This window comes from uncultured Campylobacter sp., from assembly GCF_938002845.1.
In the GTDB taxonomy this organism is placed as follows: Bacteria; Campylobacterota; Campylobacteria; order Campylobacterales; family Campylobacteraceae; genus Campylobacter_B.
In genome coordinates, this window is sequence record NZ_CALKZP010000037.1 from 62222 (window position 1) to 77429 (window position 15208).

The window sequence follows — 15208 nt, forward strand, 5'->3', positions numbered from 1 at the left end:
GATTAGCTTTTTTCGTCTACGATGACGATTTTGCCGCTACGCGTGGATTTGATGCCCACGAAACGATCCGGATATGCTTGTTTTAGCTTGTCGGCTACGATTTTGATAAATGCGCCATCAAAAGCCTTCGTGACGATACGCTCATTTCCAGAGCGCTCCACGAGTGCATTTACATAAGAATCGATAAATCGTTCTTGATTTTGTAAAAATTCCGCGATTTCAAAAACCACAGCAAGATCATATCTGATGCTAATCCAGTTGTAAATCATATACGAAAGAGCCTTGTAGCGGTGCCCCTCTTTGCCTATCAAAAGCGCGCTATCCTCGCCTTGTAGCTTGATATAGACGGTATTTTCGTCGATTTTGCTAACATCGCTAACTTCGATCTTAAACTCGCTTGATCTAAAAAGCGCAGATAGCTTCTCTTTGATATCGGATAGAATTTCATCCGTCACAGCGCCCTTTTGCTTTTCTTTGCGATGTTTAGAATGCATGGCGCGCGGACTTTGAGACTCTGATTTGTCGCTCTGCTTTTTCTCCGCTTTGCCAACTTTATTTTGTGGGGCGTTAAGTTCCGGATTTTCGCTAAATTTTTCCCCTTCCAAAACCGCTTCTATTACAGCATTTTTCTTAAAAAGGCCCAAAAATCCGCCGCTTGGATGCTGCAGCACGCGCACGTTAAGCTGCGTTACTGAGCATCCCAGCTCAGCTGCTGCTTTATTATATGCGTCTTTTAAATTTTCTGCTTCAATTATCATGATTTTTTCTCCGCTATTTGAGCTTGTTTATGCCTAGCAAAGGCTTTATTAATGACGTATTGCTGGATAATGGAGCAGAAGTTATTGACCGTCCAGTATAACGTAAGACCAGCAGGGAACATCACAAAAAATACCGTAAAAATGAGCGGTAAGAATTTCATCATCTTCTCTTGCATCGGATCGGTAAATGTAGTCGGCGTAATCTTTTGCTGTAAAAACATCAAAATTCCCATCGTAATCGGCAGGATGTAATATGGATCTTTAAGCGACAGATCGTGGATCCACAGCGCCCACTCCGCGCCCTTTAGCTCGATCGCATTAAGCAGCACGCGGTAGATCGCGAAAAATACCGGTATCTGAAGTAAAATCGGCAAGCAGCCGCCCATCGGATTGGCGCCGTTTTTCTTATACAGATCCATCATATGCATCTGCAGCTTTTGCTTATCATCCTTGTATTTTTCTTGAAGCTCTTTCATCTTGGGCGCCAGATCTTTTAGCTTATTCATAGATAGCATTCCCTTGTAACTTAGCGGGAATAAGATTAGGCGGATGATGAGCGTAAGCACGACGATCGACCAGCCCCAGTTACCGATATAGCCGTGCAACCAGTTTAGAAATTTAAACATCGGGCGGGCGATGAAGGTAAACCAGCCATATTCGATAATGTGCGTAAGAGCAGGATTTATCGAGCTTAGCGTCGCGTGATCTTTCGCGCCGATATAGCCCGTAAGACTAAGATCACCGTCTGAGCCTATGAAAACCTGCGAAATTTTATCCGCGTCGGTCACGGTCACATCCATATTGTTGCCATAAAATAGCGTCGTATAATAACGATCCGAGCTTGCAGCGATATTTGCACCACTTATTCGCTCGTTTTTATCCACGTCGCCATCTTTAAAAATTTCTACGCTTTCGTTTATAGCCTGCGAGCCCGTAAAAAATGAAGCGATTTTATCTGAAATTCCAGCGTCGCCCGGTTTTCCTACAATGACGCCGTGAACCGTATAGCTATCTACTTCTACGTTCGGGCGCGAGCCGGGGCTGATAAAATAACGCGCATTGCCGCTTAACTTTAGATCCAATTTATAACTACCATTCGGATAAAAGGTAAGAATTTTATTTATGCTAACGGCGCCTAAACTTTGACTTAATGTAACGCTAGCCTCTCCGTTTCGTGCGTCCAGCTCGCCAGATGAGGCGCTGTAAGGAGTATCGAAAGCCATTGCATTCAACGCCGCGTCCTCGAAGCGCATCTCAAGCGGTTTAGAATGCGATTTAGGATCGATCAAATTTATCGCATCGCCGTTTTCGTCACGGAATTTCGCATCGTTTAACACATATGAGCTTATGCGACCAAGTCCGTCGATCGTGAAATTTGCTTCTTTGCCAACCACGCGCACTAACGGTGCAGAGATGGAATTTGCGGTATTTAAATTCGCTCCCTGCGCGCTCACGCCAGCGGCGGTAGTTTGCGGAGCGGACTTGGCGGCATTTTTTTGCGCGATTTGCGCTGCGGTTGCGTTTGCCTCCATAGCGGCGCGAATTTTTGATAAATAAAAATGATCGTAAGCTACGAAAAATATGAGCGCAGTTGCTATTGCAATAGCAAGGCGCTTTGATTGAGGAAGTTTATCTAGCACTATTTTCTCCTAGTCGTATGACGTAATATCTATTTTTTTTATATGGTATGAACCAAAGCTTAAATTTATCCGCAGAGGCATTGCTGCTGCGGATTTTAGAAAATACGCAAAATTTGAAATTTCGCGCGATTATCGGATAATCTATACCACCGCTAAAGAGCGGATTGCATCTTAAAATTCTAGCCGTTACAGCGCAGAGCGCGCCAAAGACGCCGTTAAACTTAAACTCATAAAGCGCGTATTCCGAACAGCTCGGATAATAACGGCAACAGCGCGGTAGCAAAGGCGAAATAAATTTTCGATAAAACCCGATCGCTGCTATAAAAAATCTCTTCATTTTACTGCGCCGATCTTTTTAAACGCCCATTTTAAATTTCGCTCAATGTCTTCAAAGCTCATATCTATGATCCGCTTTTTTGCGATTAATATAAAAATTCCGCTAACAATGGCGTCTTTTTGATTATAAAACGCGGCGCGCAAACGCCTTTTGGCGCGGTTTCGCGTGACCGAATTGCCTATTTTTTTACTGGCGACCGCGCTAAATCTGCGTTGCTCGCTCGCCAAAAAATACACGACAGCGCATTCGCAATGCCACTTCGCCCCGTTTTTATAAACATCCGAAAAAACTCTACTGTCGCTTACCGCAGCGAACTCGCCTACGCAGCCAATCTTCTTCTGCCTTTAGCGCGTCTTGCGCTTAAAACTCTGCGGCCGTTTTTTGTTTTCATACGGACGCGAAAGCCGTGAGTGCGCTTTTTAGGGGTATTGTGGGGTTGGTACGTTCTTTTCATAACTGTTCCTTAAAGAAAATGTAAAGCGGAGATTTTATAGAAACTTTACTTAAAAACCGATAAACAAAAGCAGCCCTAGCGCCGATAAGCGTCGACTTGCAGCTTTTTACGGCGCAGTTTTAAGCCCTTCTCATTTTTATTGTTTCGCTCTTTGATATCTTGCATCGGCTGTTTTTTCATCGAAAAATCATCGTGGTCGCCTAGGCCTTTTGATTCACGTTGCAAATTATTTTGCAGGCTTTGCCGATCTAATTCATTTTTTTGACGATTTAGCATAATTTCATTATGGTTTTTCTCAAATTCTGATTGTTTATCGTTCGCAACGTAAGCGCTGGCACCAAAGCTTACTGAGTCATCTTGCGCACTTAGTACCATAGAATCAGCAAATATCGCACCGCAAAGCAGCCAAAATATCAAAGCCTTTTTCATTTGCGTTTAAATTTGCCTGCCATCGCGCGATAGATCGCCGCCTCATTTTGTAGCGTCAAATATCTTTGATTTAGCTCGTTTATCTTAGCATTTACGGCGTCAGTGCGGGCTTCTAGCATATCCTTTAGCTCGCTTGAACCTGCTTCGTATTTCGCAGCGTAAAGATCGGCAATGCGCGCCTTTTCATCGTAAGCAGCGCTTAAATTTTTAAGGCTAGCCAGATTGATCTGGTAAATTCTATATAAATTTAGCACCTCATTAGTAGCGTTAGAGAGCGTCTGTTCGTAATTTACGACGTTTTTGCGAAAAGCGATCTCCGAAATTTTAAGGCGGTTTTCAACCCTCGCATAATCCAAAAACGGCAGACTTATGCTTACGTTGCCACTTAAAAAATTTAGCTTGAAGCTATCGTTAGCGCTCACGCCTTGCCCATTAGTAAGCCCTGCGCCTAAATTTACGCTAGGAAAAAAATTTAACTTAGCGGTCTGTTCGTCGTAAAAGCTGGAATTTAACCTAGCGATCGCAGCTCTAATGTCGGGGCGATTAGCAAGCGCCGTGTAAGGCACATTTAGATCAACGCCTTGGAATTCTATGGAATTTATCGAATCTGTGTTATCATCAAATTGCAAGCTGGAGGAGATGAGATTTCTCATATATTTATGATTATCCTCAATATTTTTTTGAATGCTTAATACCTTGTTTTCAAGCCCTAGAATAGAATTTTGAATCTGCCTGTAATCTAGCTGCTCGGACTTGCCGTAATCGTATTTTGCCTTGATTATCTTTTCGATCTCTCGGTAATCGCTTAAATTCTGTTTTGTCCATTTTAGGGAATCGTTTAAATAAAGCATCTCGAAGTAGCCGCTTACGACGGAATTTATAAGAGTCAGGCGAGTATTTTCAAGGTCAAACTCGCTGGCTTTAGCGTTCCAGCCCTCGGCATTTACCGCCGAGCGGATCTTGCCGAAAAGATCAAGCTCATAGCTTACATTAAAACCTGAGCTATAGGTTTTGTTCCAATTCGAGCCGGTGCTTATGTCGCGATTAGCGCCCGCACTCCACGAGCTACTTAGCGTAGGAAAAAGATCAGCCCTACTTAGCCCTAAATTTGCATAAGCACTCTCAACATTTAAAGCCGCTGTTTTTAGATCATAGTTATTCGCAAGAGCTTGATCTACAAGCTTATTTAGGTATGATTCGCCATATTTTTTATACCACAGCGTATCGATTTCATAGCTTGCATTTTCGTCCTTGAAATGCTCTACAGGTTTAAATTCGACCTCACTTTGATTTGAGGCACAACCGCCGATAAAAACAGCTAAAACGCCGCTTAAAATTACTTTGGAATTTATCATGTTCTCTCCTTGTTTATTCTTGTGCTAAAGCATCTATCGGATTTAATCTGCTGGCGTTTCTTGCCGGCAGATAGCCGAAAACTATGCCGATCGCAGACGACGCCGCAAAGGCGATCACGAAAGGCGCGGTAGTAAATTTCATCGCAAAATCGAGACTTATGGTATTAAATGCAAATCCAAGCGCCAAAGCGATTAAAATTCCCAAAGCTCCACCGAGCGAGCAAAGCAAGATCGCCTCTATCAAAAACTGCTGCAAAATGTTGGATTGCTTCGCGCCGATCGCCATCCTAATGCCGATCTCGCGCGTGCGCTCGGTGACGCTTACGAGCATTATATTCATCACGCCGATACCGCCCACGACGAGTGAGATCACCGCGATCGATGAGATCAGAATCGTCATCGTGCCGGTAGTGCTTTGTATTGTTTGTTTGATAGTATCTGCGTTCATCGTATGAAAATCCCGCGAGCCGTGTCTTTGGATAAGCAGCTGAGTTAGGCTCTCTTCGGCCACTTGAGTATTGACATCGTCTTTGATTTTGATGGTGATAGAGCTGATTTTTCGATTGCCCGTGATTTTATTCATCACGGTTGAGTACGGCGCGTAAATTCTTAAATTTTCGTTGCTTCCGAAGGCGTTTTTATCCTTGCCCGAAACTCCTATGATCTTAAGTGGCTTACCCGAAAATAAAATCGTCTTACCGATCGGATCTGAATTTTTAAAAAACGTTTTTTTAGTGTTTGGATCGATAATCGCGACAGAGGCAGAATTTTTAATATCATCGTCGCTAAAATTTCTACCATCTTCTATATCTATGCCATTAACCGCCAAAGAATTCACGCCACCACCGCGCAGTTGAGCCTTGGAGCTTAAATTCGCATATGTTGCCGTACCGCTTGCAGAAGCATTTGGTGTGGCATAATCGACGTAGGGCTGGCGCGCCAAAACTTTAGAATCGCTTATCGTAAGGGTGCTCACGAAGCCCGCACGCACGTCGCCGAAATTTTTACCGGGAAAGATATCGATCGTATTGGTGCCAATTTTACGGATCTCGGATAAAATTTTCTCCTCCGAACCCTTACCGAGAGCTACTACGCAGATAACAGACGCAATGCCGATGATGATGCCTAGCATCGTCAAAATCGATCTTAGTTTATGCGAAAATATCGCGCTAATCGACATTTTAAAGCTCTCGATCAGCTGATCTTTGCAAAATATAAAGGAATTTTTAGTTTTAATCTGCTCTTTTTTGCGCTCAAAAACCCGTTCCGTCTTTCTTTTATCACTTAAAATTTTACCGTCTTTTATCTCGATGATACGATCCGCAAATTCCGCAATATGCGCATCATGCGTAACTATGATGATGGTGTGGCCCTCTTTATGCAGCGTCGTTAAAATTTGCATCACCGTCTCACCGCTTTTGCTATCAAGCGCGCCGGTGGGCTCATCGGCCAAAATCACTTCGCCGCCGTTTATCAGAGCGCGAGCGATACTTACGCGCTGCTGCTGCCCGCCGCTAAGCTTGCTCGGTAAATTTTTGGTGCGATCGCCAAGCTCCAGCTTATCCAAAAGCTCCACCGCTCTTTTCGTCCGTTCGCTCGCCCCTACGCCCGCATACACCGCAGGTAGCGAGACGTTTGCGGTCGCGTCCATCGTAGCGATGAGATTATATTTTTGAAAGACGAAGCCGAATTTTTTACTTCTAAGCGCCGCAAGCTCGTCGCCGCTTAAATTCGCGGTCTCGCGACCTTCGATCTTGTAGCTTCCGCTACTTGGCGTATCGATGCAGCCGATTATATTCATCAGCGTGGATTTTCCGCTTCCGGATTGCCCGATTATAGATATAAACTCGCCCGCTTCGATATTTAAGCTTACGTCCTTTAGTACGTGGATTTCGTTATCGCCGAGAATGAATTTTTTGTTTATATCTTTAAGCTCTAGCATCTTTACACCATAAAATTTTAACTAAAACACCATCGGAGGCCCGTCCATATTTAACGGCGCGGCTTTTCCGTCGGCGATAAGCACCTCATCTTTTTCATCCAAACCGCTTAAAATTTCAGTATTCAGATCGTCGCTGACGCCCGTTTTTACGTATCGCTGCTCAGGCTCTTTGCCGTTAAGCACCGTAACGTAATCGCCTCCCCCGTCGCGCTTGATAACCGAAGTAGGTAGGTAGCTCGTATTGTTCGCTTCGCTTACGATTATGTTGTTTTCGGTCGTCATTCCGATCTTTAAAAAATCGTTTTCATTGTCTACGAGCATCTTTGCGTAAAAATAGATCGCGCTGTCGCTGCTGCTCGAAGAATAGGACGAACCGCTAGAGGTTTTATCGTACGTCCCGTCGCTAAGCGTGGTAAGACCGGGGTCGATCTTGTAAATTTTAGCCTTTTTGATATTATCCAGATCCGATAGTATGGAGTATTCTACGTCCATTCCGACCTTTACTTTGGATATATCGCCCTCTGCGATTTGCATCTTGATCTCCATCTTGCTTAGATCGGCGATCTTTACGATCGTAGGCGTGGTTTGGTTGGAATTTACCGTTTTGCCCTCCTCTACCGGCATGGAAACGATCGTGCCGCTTATCGGAGCCGTGATCTTGGTATAGCCGAAATTTGTCTCTGCGGTGCTTAGCTGAAGTTTGGTCTGCTCGATCTGCGCCTCGATCTGCTTCTGCTCGGCCTCTTTTAAAGCGGCGCTATTTTTGGCGTTTTCCACAGCCTCTTTGGAAGCGGCGTTTCTTTTATACAACTCAAGCTCGCGGTTATACTGCGTTTTGGCGTTTGCCGCTGCGATCTTTGCCGAAGCTAAATTTGCTTCGTGGATTAGAAGCTGCGCCTTTTGCTGCGCGATCTCGTTTTCTTGAGTGACCGAATCAATCTGTGCGATCATATCGCCCTTTTGAACCTTATCGCCTACTTTGACGTAGAGCTTTTTGATCTGTCCGCTTACCTGCGCGCCCACGTCGACCAAATCCCTGGCATAAACCTCTCCCGCAGCCGTCACCGTGCCTCTGATACTGCCCTTTTCAAGTCTAGTCGTAAGAGCTTTCGGCGCCTCTTCTTGCTTAAAAAATTTACCGTATAAGAAATATATCGCAATAAAGATAAGTACGATAGAGACGATAAATTTCAAGGTTTTTTTCATTTTGCTAACTTCAAATAAAATAAGGGCTAATTCTAATGTAAAAATATAAAATTTTAGTTAAATACTAAATTCTTTGCTCGCGCACGGCGTAAAATTTCATGATCTTTTTATGTAAAATTAGCGAAACGCAGATCAGTGCCGAGCCCGCAAGTAGGCGCGCCAGATCGGCGTCCTTTTGCCAAAATACCAAATTTACGACGATCGCTGCAGGGATGAGCGCGTTATTCATAATCGCAAGCACGCCGCTATCGACTTCGCACGCGCCTTTGTTCCACAAAAAATACCCCAGAGCGCTTGCAACAGTTCCTAGATACACGATCACCGCGCCTTGCGAGAAGCTGGGATTAAATTTAGAAAAATCTCCGAGCACGATCGCAGCAATCGCCGTAACCGCGGTAGCCCCCACAAAAAAGTAGCCGAAAAGCTCCTTCTGTTCGCTAAAGCCGTGGCGCTCCAGCATAAATTTATACGCGCTCTGTCCGAGCCCGAAGCATAAATTTGCGCCTTGCACGAGCAAAAAGCCCGTCAAAAACTCAGAGTTTATCGCGCCGAATTTGATCACCAAAGCCCCCAGCACCGCGACAGCGACGCTGAAAAGATATAGCGCGCGAAATCTAAGCTTAAGCGCGTCGTAAAGCAGCGTCACGTAAAACGGAGTAAATATCGTAAAAAGCGCCACTTCATAGACCTTCAAATACGCAAAGCTGCGGTAGTAGAAGATATACATCACGCCGATCTGCACGGCGCCCACGGCGCAAATTTTAAGCGCCAAGGCTGGATTTACGCCACGAAATTTCATAAACGGCAAAAAGCAAATTAGCGCCAATGATACGCGCGAAAACGCCAAATACGCGCTATCTATGCCGCGCAAAAACTCGCCTATCAGCGAGAAACTAAAAGCCCAAATACAAGTAACCAAAATCAGTTTTTTCAAAACGTCCGCCTAAGCTTTAAAATTTAGGCGGAATTTTATAAAATTTTAGTTGAATTTGGGATTTAAATTTCGCCCGCGCGGCATAAATTTAGGTTTTTATTTATTTTAAATGTGTTAAAATTATCCGATTTTTGAAATTTAAGGGTAAAAATGAACGACGTTTCGGTTATAGTTCTTGCCGCAGGGCTGGGCACTCGGATGAAGTCGCAAAAAGCCAAGGTTCTTTTCGAGCTTTGCGGCGAGCCGATGATAATCCACATCTTAAAGAAAGCTTACGAAATTTCAAACGACGTGAGCGTGATTTTACACTACCAATTCGACGAGGTTAAAAGCGCGGTTCTAGCGCAGTTCCCAAACGCTAAAATTTACAAACAAGATCACGAGCGCTTTCCGGGCACTGCGGGCGGGCTAAAAGAGGTCGAAATCCGCGGAGCCAAAACGCTCATAATCTGCGGCGATATGCCTTTGGTAAAAAGCGCCGAGCTTCGCAAACTCTGCGAGGGGGATGCGGAAGTAAATTTAAGCGTTTTTAGCGCGCGCGATCCATTCGGATACGGCCGCGTAATTACTCGCGGCGGCGAAATTTTAAAGATCGTCGAGCAAAAGGACGCAAACGAGGAAGAAAAGGCGGTAAAAGACGCAAACGCAGGCTGCTACTGCTTCAAAAGCGAGGCATTGAAACAGATTCTGCCGCAGATCAAACCAGATAACGCGCAAAAAGAGTACTACCTCACCGACGCGATCAAAATCGCCAAAGATATGGGCTTAAAATGCGTCGCCGTGTGGGTGGACGAGCAAAATTTCATGGGGATAAACGATAAATTTGCCCTCAGCATCGCCGAAAATTTAATGCAAAACGAGATCAAAGAAAATTTGATGAAGCAAGGCGTTTTGATGCGCCTGCCGCAAAGCATCTACATCGATAGCAGAGCAAAATTTATCGGCGAGTGCGAGCTGCAAGAAAACGTAAGCATCATCGGTCCTTGTGTGATCGAAAGCTCGCTCATCAAAAGCGGCTGCGTCATCGAAGATAGCGTCGTAAAAAATTCCGACATCGGTCCGATGGCGCATCTGCGCCCAAAATGCGAGGTTATAGGCACCCATATCGGAAATTTCGTCGAGCTTAAAAACGCGAAAGTAAACAAGATCAAGGCGGGGCATTTAAGCTATCTTGGGGATTGCGAGATCGATGAGGGCAGCAATATCGGCTGCGGCACGATTACGTGCAACTACGACGGCAAGAAAAAATACAAAACGATAATCGGCAAAAACGTCTTTATCGGCTCGGACACGCAGCTTGTAGCGCCCGTGCGGATAGCCGACGACGTCATAATCGCCGCGGGCACGACGGTTACGAGCGACGTTCCAAGCGGCGCGCTGGCGATCAGCCGAAGCAAACAAATCAACAAAGATGGGTTTTTCCATAAATTTTTTAGGAGCGAAGATGAGTAAGAAAAAGGTTTTACTGGCGGTTTGCGGGAGTATCAGTTTTTACAAAGCGTTTGAAATTTTATCCGCTCTGAAAAAGTCGAATTTCGACGTCTATGTCGCGCTTAGCGACGGCGTGCAGGAGTTTGTCAGTTACAAGGCATTCGAGGCACTGTGCGATCACCCAGTACTTTGCAAAGCTAACGAAAACTGGCAGGCGGGTATCAACCACATCACTTATTCCAAGGTGGATTTAGTTTTGATCGCGCCTGCGACGGCAAATACGATAAACAAGCTCGCGTGGGGCGTCTGCGACAACGTATTTTTAGAGGTGCTAAACGCGGCTTTCGCTCACGCCAAGGTAGTTATCGCGCCTGCCGCAAATCCCGCGCTACTTGAAAACAATATCACAAAAAACTGCATCGATATGCTAAAAGCAAGCGTCAATGCGTATTTTGTGGATCCGATAGAAAAAACCCTAGCTTGCGGCGACACCGGCAAGGGCGGGCTAGCGAGCACCGAGGCGATAATGCAGACGCTAAAGCGCGCGCTTTACAACGATAAATTTTGGGAGGATAAAACCGTCATCATCACCGGAGGCGCCACGATCGAAAAGATCGACAGCGTGCGCGGCATTACGAATTTCTCCAGCGGCAAAACCTCCAAAGCGATTGCCGACGCGCTGTTTTACCTAGGCGCGGACGTGACGCTGATTTCTAGCAACGAATATGAAAATTTACCGTACAAGCTCGTTAAATTTGAAAGCACTATCGGGCTAAAATCGGCGCTTGACAGCACAAAATTCCCAGACGGCGCGTATTTGATAATGGCTGCCGCGGTAAGCGATTACTCGCCGAAGGTGCGCTACAAAGATAAGGTGAAAAAAGCGGAGATCGGCGAAATTTGGAATTTACGCCTGGGCGAAAACGAGGATATCTTAAGCTCCGTGCGCGGAAATATCAAAAAAGTAGGCTTTAAACTCGAAACCGACCGCGAAAACGCCGTCGGCGAGGCTAAACGCATGCTAAACGAAAAGCATCTCGACGCCGTATGCCTAAACGTACTGGACGACATCATCAAGCTCGGCGGCGACGTCCTTAAGGTCACCTTCATCACGAAAAACGATCAGGTCGTGATCGACACCGCGCCGAAGGACGAAGTCGCCCTAAAAATCGCGGCTGAGCTGAAAAAAATCTGATCCGTGAATAGCCTAAATCATCTAGCCCTCGTGATGGACGGCAACGGGCGCTGGGCGAAAAAGCGCGGTTTGCTGCGCACCGGCGGGCACGAAGCGGGCGCGGAGGTCGTGGAGCAGATCTGCGAGTTTTGCATCGACGAAGGCATCGCAAACCTCACGCTCTACGCCTTTAGCACCGAAAATTGGAAACGTCCGAAAAGCGAAGTGGAATTTTTGATGAAGTTGCTTCAAAAATTCCTAATCTCGCGCCGCGAAAAATTTATCCAAAATGGGATAAAATTCTATCCGATCGGCGATATATCGGCTTTTGAGGGCGATCTGCGAAGCGAGATAGAATATCTTTCAAATTTAACCCAAAACGGACGAGCGCTAAATTTTAACCTAGCGATCAACTACGGCTCGCGAGACGAGATCGTGCGAGCATGCGAGAGGCTGCTTGCAAGCGGCGAGCGACTAAGCGAAGCGGGCATCGGCGCGCATCTGGATACCGCGCACAGCGGCGACGTGGATCTGCTGGTGCGCACGGGCGGCGAGCAGCGGCTGTCGAATTTCTTACTCTGGCAAGCAAGCTACGCCGAGCTTGCGTTTACGCCTACGCTGTGGCCGGATTTCAGGCGCGAGGAGCTTGCGCGCATAGTGGATGATTTCCGCCGCAAACAGCGCCGCTTCGGCGGTCTTTAAGCTGCGGCGCAGTCGCTCTAACGGTCGCTTTAAATTTTAAAATTTTAATTTGCAGAACCGCCCTGCGACGCAGTAAATTTTAAAATTTAATCAGCTGGCGCTCGCGATACCTTGAAATTTTAAAATTTCAGGATTTTAATTTGCAGCGCTGTAAAATTTAAAATTTTAACTACGTAGGCGCGCGGTGCCGCGAAATTTAAAAATTTTAGAATTTTAAAATTTCGCCCGCTTAAATTTAAAGCTCTAGCGCGAGCCGTGTTACGAGGCGCGGTAAATTTACGCGGCAGGATTTTAAAAATCACGCCGCGCGTTCGCGCAAAGAGCGAAAGGAGGGCTATGAGCTACTACATACAATGTGGTTGCGGCAAAAAACTTACCAAAAAGCCGATGAAAACTCTAAGATGCCCAAGATGCGGCAGCGTGTATAAAAAACCAAAGAAATTTATACCGGCGGTCTATATTTGCCTGCTGCTGTTTTTTATGCTAGCGTTTGCCCTCATCCCCGATAAAATGGGGATTTTAGCATCCGCAGGCAGCGGGATAGGCGCATATATCATGTTTTTATGGATCGTAGATACTTTGAACTTTGATCTTTTGGACGCCGTGATACTAGTGGCGGGATTTTTGATTTTCGGCGGATTATATGGGGCATGGGGCGAACCGCTAATCGCGGGGCTAATAGCTATTTTATTTTGCGTAGGCGCGGCGGCGATTTTCGTAAAATTTTTCCCTTATGAGAGGCAAAAAATCAATGAAAACTAAGAAATTTCTCGCTACCATAGAGCGTTTGATTAAATTTTAAAAAGTTAAAGCTCCAAAGGAAAAAGATGGATTTAAATATCGTTTACGGCGTGATTTTTGCGGTATTCGGCACCTGCGTAGGCTCGTTTTGCAATGTCCTGATCTACCGCTTGCCGCGCGGACAGAGCGTAAATTTCCCCGCTTCGCACTGCCCGAAATGCTCTCACGCTTTAAAATTTTACCACAATATCCCGCTGCTTTCGTGGCTCTTTTTGGGCGGCAAATGCGCCTTTTGCAAAACCAAAATTTCGATCCGCTACCCGATCGTCGAGCTTTTAGGCGGCGCGCTTGCGCTTGCGGCGTATTTCGGCGAGCCCGATATTGCAAAAGCTGTGGTACTAGGGCTTTGCTTCATCTTGCTTATGGCGCTTTCGGCGATCGATTTTGAGTATAAAGCCGTGCCTGAGAGCCTTCTTTACGTAGTTACGGCGCTTTCGCTTGCTTATACGCTGATGTATGATTTTGATCTTAGCGGCGTGGGCGCGGCGGCGGGATACGCGGCGATATTTTTCGTGCTGCGCCTCATCGTCACCTTCGTGCTAAAGCGCGAAGCGATGGGAAGCGCGGATATTTTTATCGCGGGCGTTATGGGGGCGATTTTGGGCTGGAAGCTGGGCGGTATCTCGATCTACATTGGCGCGATTTTGACGCTGCCTGCATATCTCATCGCGCACAAAAGAGGCTACGAGCTACCGTTCGTGCCGTTTTTATCGATGGGGCTACTTCTTACTTTTATTTTTAGAGATCAAATTTTAAGGCTCTTGGACGTCATTTATGGATAGGGTGCAGCGCTATTTATTTAGCAATTTTGTCGGCTCGTTCGCGTCGCTTTTTAGCACGCTTTTTATCATAATGTCGATCGTATTTTTCCTTCAGATCGCGCGCATTACGTCGTTTATCGAGATAAATTTTTCAGAGCTAGTTAAGCTCTATCTTTTCATGCTGCCGCGCATCCTCATATTTACGGTGCCGATCGCGTTTTTCGTAGCGCTTAGCATCTCCCTTTTTAGGCTATCTAAAGAGAACGAAACCATAGTAATATTTACCATCGGCTACGCCACGCGCAAGATCGCGCTATTTTTTGGCATAAGCGCCGCGCTGTGTTCCTTGGCGCTACTTTTCGTATCGCTTTTTATGATGCCGATAGCCGAAAATTTAAAGGACAATTTCATCGATTACAAAAAAATTAGCGCGACGCTAAATATCAAATCCAACGAATTCGGGCAGAAATTCTCCGACTGGCTCGTTTTTATCGACTCGCAGGAAAACAACGGCACAAGCACGCTGTATAAGGATCTCGTGCTGTATAATCCAGGTGGCTCACAGGATCACGAGCGGATGATCGTAGCGCGTAGCGGCGAGTTTAAAAACGAAAACGCGAGCTTTTCGGCGATGCTGCACGACGGCAAAATTTACACGATGGGCAGCGATCAGTGGCACGTAAGCGAGTTTGAAAGCCTAACCCTGCGCACGCAAAGCGACCGCAATATCCGCGGCGGAGGCGACGTGATCGGATACTGGAGCGATATGGGCGGCAGCGAGAAGCGCAGGAAAGAATTTAGCATCTACACCCTCGTCTCGCTCTTTCCGCTGGCGAGCTTTCTGTTTGCGCTAAGCCTCGGCATTGTGACCTATCGCTACGAAAAGGGCTTCGTTTACGCGGGGATCTTCGGCGTGCTTTTTAGCTACTTCGCGATGATCATGTTGCTCTCTAAATACCCAAGCATCGCGCTTCCGGTGACATTCGGCGTTACGCTTATCGGCTCGCTGCTATACTACAGGATCAAAATTGCCCCGAGATACTGAAAAAGACTCCGAGCTTTGCGACGGCGAAATTTTAAACGAAAGCTCGTCCGCTCGAAATTTAGCGGATAAAATTTCGGCGAGCGAGCCTAGCGCGTCTAAAATTTTGCGTGGCGTAAATTTAAAGCATGAAGCGCAAAACGGCGAGCAGGTTTTGATATTAAACGACGGGTTTTCAAATTTTAAAAATTCCGCCATCGCGAGCTCGGCGAGCGATACGGCTACCTATACTGTGCCCGATT

General features: G+C 46.1%; 16 protein-coding genes. 6 read left to right on the top strand and 10 right to left on the bottom strand.

The genetic code is table 11. The features are described from left to right. Nucleotides 1-2: 2 nt before the first annotated feature. The 10 genes from Q0224_RS05325 to Q0224_RS05370 form a co-directional block, all read right to left on the bottom strand. Complete coding sequence (locus tag Q0224_RS05325) at nt 3-758, bottom strand: Jag N-terminal domain-containing protein (protein ID WP_297949686.1); 756 nt, start codon at nt 756-758, stop codon at nt 3-5. Then, a complete protein-coding gene (yidC, locus tag Q0224_RS05330) occupies nt 755-2398 on the bottom strand; it encodes a membrane protein insertase YidC (protein WP_297949688.1) in 1644 nt (547 codons plus the stop codon). Before yidC ends, Q0224_RS05325 begins: the two co-directional genes overlap by 4 nt. Continuing rightward, complete coding sequence (gene yidD, locus Q0224_RS05335; protein ID WP_297949690.1) at nt 2388-2735, bottom strand: membrane protein insertion efficiency factor YidD; 348 nt, start codon at nt 2733-2735, stop codon at nt 2388-2390. Before yidD ends, yidC begins: the two co-directional genes overlap by 11 nt. Further along, nucleotides 2732-3067, bottom strand: coding sequence for a ribonuclease P protein component (gene rnpA, locus Q0224_RS05340; protein ID WP_297949729.1), 336 nt, complete (start codon nt 3065-3067; stop codon nt 2732-2734). The genes yidD and rnpA overlap by 4 nt, the downstream gene beginning before the upstream one ends. Continuing rightward, on the bottom strand, nt 3055-3189 hold the full coding sequence (gene rpmH / locus Q0224_RS05345) for a 50S ribosomal protein L34 (protein ID WP_005873223.1): 135 nt from the start codon (nt 3187-3189) through the stop codon (nt 3055-3057). The genes rnpA and rpmH overlap by 13 nt, the downstream gene beginning before the upstream one ends. A gap of 75 nt (nt 3190-3264) precedes the next feature. Continuing rightward, nucleotides 3265-3618, bottom strand: a complete 354-nt coding sequence (locus Q0224_RS05350; RefSeq protein ID WP_297949692.1) for a hypothetical protein — start codon at nt 3616-3618, stop codon at nt 3265-3267. Continuing rightward, nucleotides 3615-4973 carry an efflux transporter outer membrane subunit gene (locus Q0224_RS05355; RefSeq protein ID WP_005873225.1) on the bottom strand — a complete coding sequence of 453 codons (1359 nt, stop codon included), beginning with the start codon at nt 4971-4973 and terminating at the stop codon, nt 3615-3617. Before Q0224_RS05355 ends, Q0224_RS05350 begins: the two co-directional genes overlap by 4 nt. Before the next feature lie 13 nt (nt 4974-4986). Beyond that, nucleotides 4987-6915 (bottom strand): MacB family efflux pump subunit, encoded by a 1929-nt coding sequence (locus Q0224_RS05360; RefSeq protein WP_297949694.1) that lies wholly within the window; start codon nt 6913-6915, stop codon nt 4987-4989. A gap of 21 nt (nt 6916-6936) precedes the next feature. Continuing rightward, nucleotides 6937-8121, bottom strand: a complete 1185-nt coding sequence (locus tag Q0224_RS05365; RefSeq protein ID WP_297949696.1) for an efflux RND transporter periplasmic adaptor subunit — start codon at nt 8119-8121, stop codon at nt 6937-6939. Between the two features lie 64 nt (nt 8122-8185). After that, the gene (locus tag Q0224_RS05370; RefSeq protein ID WP_297949698.1) at nt 8186-9055 is read right to left on the bottom strand and encodes an EamA family transporter; all 870 of its coding nucleotides are present in this window, start codon (nt 9053-9055) and stop codon (nt 8186-8188) included. A 150-nt stretch (nt 9056-9205) separates the two neighbouring features. Here Q0224_RS05370 and glmU point away from each other — a divergent pair, with 150 nt between their 5' ends. The 6 genes from glmU (at nt 9206) to Q0224_RS05400 (ending at nt 14969) form a co-directional block, all read left to right on the top strand. Further along, nucleotides 9206-10507, top strand: coding sequence for a bifunctional UDP-N-acetylglucosamine diphosphorylase/glucosamine-1-phosphate N-acetyltransferase GlmU (glmU, locus tag Q0224_RS05375; protein WP_297949700.1), 1302 nt, complete (start codon nt 9206-9208; stop codon nt 10505-10507). Continuing rightward, nucleotides 10500-11681 carry a bifunctional phosphopantothenoylcysteine decarboxylase/phosphopantothenate--cysteine ligase CoaBC gene (gene coaBC, locus Q0224_RS05380; RefSeq protein ID WP_297926627.1) on the top strand — a complete coding sequence of 394 codons (1182 nt, stop codon included), beginning with the start codon at nt 10500-10502 and terminating at the stop codon, nt 11679-11681. Before glmU ends, coaBC begins: the two co-directional genes overlap by 8 nt. Before the next feature lie 3 nt (nt 11682-11684). After that, on the top strand, nt 11685-12362 hold the full coding sequence (gene uppS, locus Q0224_RS05385) for a polyprenyl diphosphate synthase (RefSeq protein ID WP_297949703.1): 678 nt from the start codon (nt 11685-11687) through the stop codon (nt 12360-12362). Nucleotides 12363-12698: 336 nt separating this feature from the next. Next, nucleotides 12699-13124, top strand: coding sequence for a hypothetical protein (locus Q0224_RS05390; RefSeq protein WP_297949705.1), 426 nt, complete (start codon nt 12699-12701; stop codon nt 13122-13124). Nucleotides 13125-13189: 65 nt separating this feature from the next. Then, nucleotides 13190-13945 (top strand): A24 family peptidase, encoded by a 756-nt coding sequence (locus Q0224_RS05395; RefSeq protein ID WP_297949707.1) that lies wholly within the window; start codon nt 13190-13192, stop codon nt 13943-13945. Further along, a complete protein-coding gene (locus Q0224_RS05400; RefSeq protein WP_297949709.1) occupies nt 13938-14969 on the top strand; it encodes an LptF/LptG family permease in 1032 nt (343 codons plus the stop codon). The genes Q0224_RS05395 and Q0224_RS05400 overlap by 8 nt, the downstream gene beginning before the upstream one ends. The last annotated feature ends 239 nt before the right edge of the window (nt 14970-15208 follow it).